Annotated in this window: 3 protein-coding genes; 2 read left to right on the top strand and 1 reads right to left on the bottom strand. The window is 65.8% G+C overall.

What is annotated here, in order from left to right; all coding sequences use genetic code 11:
* Positions 1-916, top strand: a 916-nt coding sequence (locus tag ACY0I8_RS16605; RefSeq protein WP_461395638.1) for an amidase family protein, incomplete at its 5' end; no start/stop codon positions are given.
* A 55-nt stretch (positions 917-971) separates the two neighbouring features.
* Positions 972-2,414, top strand: a complete 1,443-nt coding sequence (gene gatB / locus ACY0I8_RS16600) for an Asp-tRNA(Asn)/Glu-tRNA(Gln) amidotransferase subunit GatB (protein WP_461395637.1) — start codon at positions 972-974, stop codon at positions 2,412-2,414.
* A 177-nt stretch (positions 2,415-2,591) separates the two neighbouring features.
* On the opposite strand, the gene ACY0I8_RS16595 is transcribed toward gatB, so the two are convergent.
* Positions 2,592-3,077 carry a DUF302 domain-containing protein gene (locus ACY0I8_RS16595; RefSeq protein ID WP_461395636.1) on the bottom strand — a complete coding sequence of 162 codons (486 nt, stop codon included), beginning with the start codon at positions 3,075-3,077 and terminating at the stop codon, positions 2,592-2,594.
* Between the last annotated feature and the right edge of the window lie 1,322 nt (positions 3,078-4,399).

The following is a 4,399-nucleotide window of genomic DNA, read 5'->3' as shown; positions in this document are numbered from 1 at the left end:
GGCCCTGTGCGGGGTGGTGGGCCTCAAGCCCACCTACGGCCGGGTGAGCCGGTACGGGCTCGTGGCCTTCGCCTCGAGCCTCGACCAGATCGGGCCGCTCACCTGGGACGTGGCCGACGCGGCCTGGCTGTTCCAGGCCATTGCGGGCCACGACCCCCTGGACTCCACGAGCATCGACCGGCCGGTGCCCGACCTCGCGACCCTCGAGCCCGACGTCAAGGGCCTCAGGGTCGGGGTGCCCCGGGAGTACTTCATCGAGGGCCTTGACCCCGAGGTGGAGGCGGCCGTGCGCCGGGCCATCGGGGTGCTGGAAGCCCAGGGCGCCGAGGTGCGGGAGGTGAGCCTGCCCCACACCGAGTACGCCGTGGCCACCTACTATCTGATCGCCCCGGCCGAGGCGAGCTCCAACCTGGCCCGGTACGACGGCGTCAAATACGGCCTTCGGGTCCCGGGCGAGGATCTGATCGACACCTACCGCAAGACCCGGGCCGCCGGGTTCGGGGCCGAGGTGAAGCGCCGGATCATGCTCGGCACCTACGCGCTTTCGGCCGGGTACTACGACGCCTACTACCTCAAGGCCCAGCGGGTGCGGGCCCGGATCGCCGAGGACTTCCGGCGGGCCTTCGCCGAGGTGGACGTGATCGCCTGCCCCACCACCCCGACCCCGGCGTTCCGGCTCGGGGAGAAGGTGGACGACCCGCTCCAGATGTACCTGAACGACATCTTCACGATCCCGGCGAACCTGGCCGGGATCCCGGGGATCAGCGTGCCCTGCGGCCTGACCGGGGCGGGGCTCCCGGTGGGGTTCCAGCTTCTCGCCGGGGCGTTCGAGGAGGAGACCCTCCTTCGCGCGGCCTACGCCTACGAGCAGGCGGCCGGCCTCGACCGCCGGCCCGACCTCTCGAAGCTGGGCTGATCCCCGGCCCCCGACCAACCGACGACGCACGGCCGTTTCTTCGTAGGAGCCCGAGATGGCGTGGGAAATGGTGGTGGGCCTCGAGGTCCACGCGCAGCTTCTGACCGACACCAAGATCTTCTGCGGGTGCTCCACCCGGTTCGGGGCCGAGCCCAACTCCCAGGTGTGCCCGGTGTGCATGGGGCTTCCCGGGGCGTTGCCGGTCCTGAACCGCCGGGTGGTGGACTTCACCCTCAAGGTGGCCTTGGCCACCCACTGCCGGGTCGCGCCCATGAGCCGGTTCGCCCGGAAGAACTACTTCTACCCGGATCTCCCCAAGGGCTACCAGATCAGCCAGTACGAGCTGCCGATCCTGGAGCACGGCTGGCTCGAGGTCACCGGCGCCGACGGAAACCCCAAGCGGATCGGGATCACCCGGATCCACATGGAGGAGGACGCGGGGAAGCTCCTCCACCCCGAGATCCCGGGCGCGGACTGGAGCCTCGTGGACCTCAACCGGGCCTGCGTGCCGCTCATCGAGATCGTGAGCGAGCCCGACATCCGAAGCCCCAAGGAGGCCTCGGAGTACGTGCGCAAACTCCGGGAGATCCTGGTGTACCTGGGGGTGTGCGACGGCAACATGAACGAGGGGAGCCTCCGGGTGGACGCCAACGTCTCGGTACGGCCCAAGGGGGAGACGAAACTCGGCACCCGCACCGAGATCAAGAACCTGAACTCGTTCAAGTTCCTGGAGCAGGCCCTCGCCTACGAGGCCGAGCGCCAGATCGAGCTCCTCGAGACCGGGGGCCAGGTGGTCCAGGAGACCCGCCTCTTCGACAGCCAGAGGGGGATCACGCTCTCGATGCGGTCCAAGGAGGAGGCCCACGACTACCGGTACTTCCCCGACCCGGACCTGCCGCCCGTGGTGATCGACGCGGCCTGGATCGAGCGGGTGCAGAAGGACCTGCCGGAACTCCCCGACGAGAAGCGCCGCCGGTTCCAGACCCAGTACGGGCTCCCGGCCCAGGACGCCGACCTCCTGTGCCAGAGCCGGGACCTGGCGGACTACTTCGAGGCGACGGTGGCGCTCCACGACGACCCCAAGGCCGTGGCCAACTGGATCATGGGGTACGTGCTGCGGGAGCTCAACAAGGAGGACGCCCCCCCGATCACCGAGGCGCCCGTGACCCCGCGGCACCTGGCCGGCATGCTCGACCTGGTGAAGAAGGGGGTCATCTCGACGAACATCGCGAAGACCGTGTTCGACGAGATGTGGGCGACGGGTAAGGACCCGGAGACCGTGGTGGAGGAGAAGGGCCTCAAGCAGATCTCCGACACCTCGGCCATCGAGGCCCTGGTGGACGAGGTGCTCGCCGCGAACCCCAAGGAGGTGGAGGCCTACCGGGGCGGCAAGACGAAGCTCCTGGGGTTTTTCGTGGGCCAGGTCATGCGGGCCACCAAGGGCAAGGCCAACCCCCAAGCCGTGAACGAGCTCGTGCGAAAGAAGCTGGGCAGCTAATTGCTCCGGCGGATGAACAAGCTCGTTTGGCTCGCGTCACGGGTGCTTCGGTAGTTGGGTGGGCGGGCCCGCGGCCTTGCGCCCCGGGCCCCCCTTCTTCCTCTCGCCTTGGCGCCCGCGGGTCCGGAAACCTGTGGAAGTGCCTCCGTGGCAGGGGCGGTGGGCAAGGAGCCCGCCTCATTCGTGCCGAATCACGGGGGCCAGAAAACGCGCCTCCTCCTGGGCCACCCGTCCCATCACCTCCTCGATCACCCCGCCGAACATACGGCTCATCACCCCGATGTTCATGCCGGCGATCCAGACCCGCCCATCTGAGGTCTCAAACACGCCGATCCTGCACGGCATCATCGCGGTTATCTTCCGATTCTCCTCATCCTTGAGGATTTCATGCGCATAGTCGGCCTTGCACAGAGAAAGAACCCTCATCTCGCCCACATTTGTATACCCGTCGCTCGCCAAACTTGCTGTAAAGTTGTATATTTTTGGAACCTTCCATCCAGCCCTCTCCGCGGATTCTTTTATCGCTTGAACAGTTTTCTCCACGTCGAACTTACTTTGATGCACAGAAAACATCGCAGAAGGCATCACATTCATCACGACAAGGCCCATCACGACAAGACCGACAATGAAACCGCCGATAGAAAACAACATCTTTTGCTTCATTTAAAACTCCTCCCACAGGATTCAGCAAATCGATCGCCAGTATTTCTGAGCTATTATTACGGTATCTTGGGACCGGATCGCACCCGCGCCGGGGTCAACAGAGGAATCACCACAAACGGAACGGGGCCGGGGCCCCGGCGGCACGGGGCCCCGGCCCCTGCGGATCCGCTAGCGGACCAAGTCAATCGGTTCCAGCCCACCCTCGCAACCGTCGCAGGCGACGACGCTCGTGGGTTGCGCCTTCCGAACTGCCTTCGACTGCCCGGCAATCGCGTTTGCGCCCACTGCAACCAAGAGCAGCGTCAGCATCGATACGATCCAACCGCGCATGGCTCACCTCCTATTTTCCATTTCCACGAAATCCGGGACCCAAACACGTTGCGGAAGCGCTTCCGACATTCACCTGCATTAGATGCATCCGCAAATCCCCGGTCACACCCCCAACCGCATTTTTTCCGGGATTTCTTGTAACATACCGTAACCACAATCGAATTCGGACTCACCCCACGACCCTCTGGCTCGCCGCCGGCAGACGGCCCCGGCACTCGCGCGTGGATCGGACCCGACGCCGTCGGCACCAGGAGCCTTCCCGTACGGCGCGCCCCGGCGTGGGAGGAGGAAACGACCGTGAGGGAGAACGGAACAGGTGTGCTCAATGTCTTCCCCAGCGCCGGAACCAATACCTTCAAACGTATTGCCGGAGGCGGGTGGGGGACTGGTTCCGGCCGGGCGCGAGTGCGGCACCCTTTTCGCCGCGCCTTCTCACGCGGTTGTCAGCCCGGTAGGCTGGGGCATGGGTGGAGGGAGTTCCGGAGCTTCCAAGTGACTTCCTGCTAGGACGCTGGGAGGCTGGGATGCTAGGACGCCAAAATCATTTATGATTCCAGCGTCAGAGGCTGTCCCAACCTGTGGGAGCGGCGTCCACGCCGCGACCGGTGTTCCCGCGGGCCTCGCGGCCCGGATCGCGCCTTGGAAGGCGCTCCCACACCGGGGCCCTGACTCGCACGTTACTGTCCTAGGTAGCGGGGCCCCAAAGGGGCCCTGGGGAGCTTCCAAGTAACTTCGGTCCACGGTCGGCGGTCTCGCGGTCGTCGGTCCCGTGGTCCAGACCGCGGCGGCGCACCGTGTGGCCGAGGCGGAAGTTATTGTTTTTGCAAACAGGCCGCGCCTCGCGGCCTACGGAGCTTCCAAGTAACTTCGGTCCACAGTCGCCGGTCTGGCGGTCTGCGGTCCCAGGGTCCAGACGGCCGCGGCGCACCGTGTGGCCGAGGCGGAAGTTATTGTCTTTGCAAACAGGCCGCGCCTCGCGGCCTACGGAGCTT

Source organism: Deferrisoma sp., assembly GCF_054681715.1.
Note: the sequence above shows the minus strand (reverse complement) of the source record. Positions and strands in the feature narration are given on the sequence as shown.

Coding starts and splice junctions, on each gene's coding strand:
- gatB (WP_461395637.1), top strand. CDS start 972: ATGGCGTGGGAAATGGTGGTGGGCCTCGAGGTCCACGCGCAGCTTCTG.
- ACY0I8_RS16595 (WP_461395636.1), bottom strand. CDS start 3,077: ATGAAGCAAAAGATGTTGTTTTCTATCGGCGGTTTCATTGTCGGTCTT.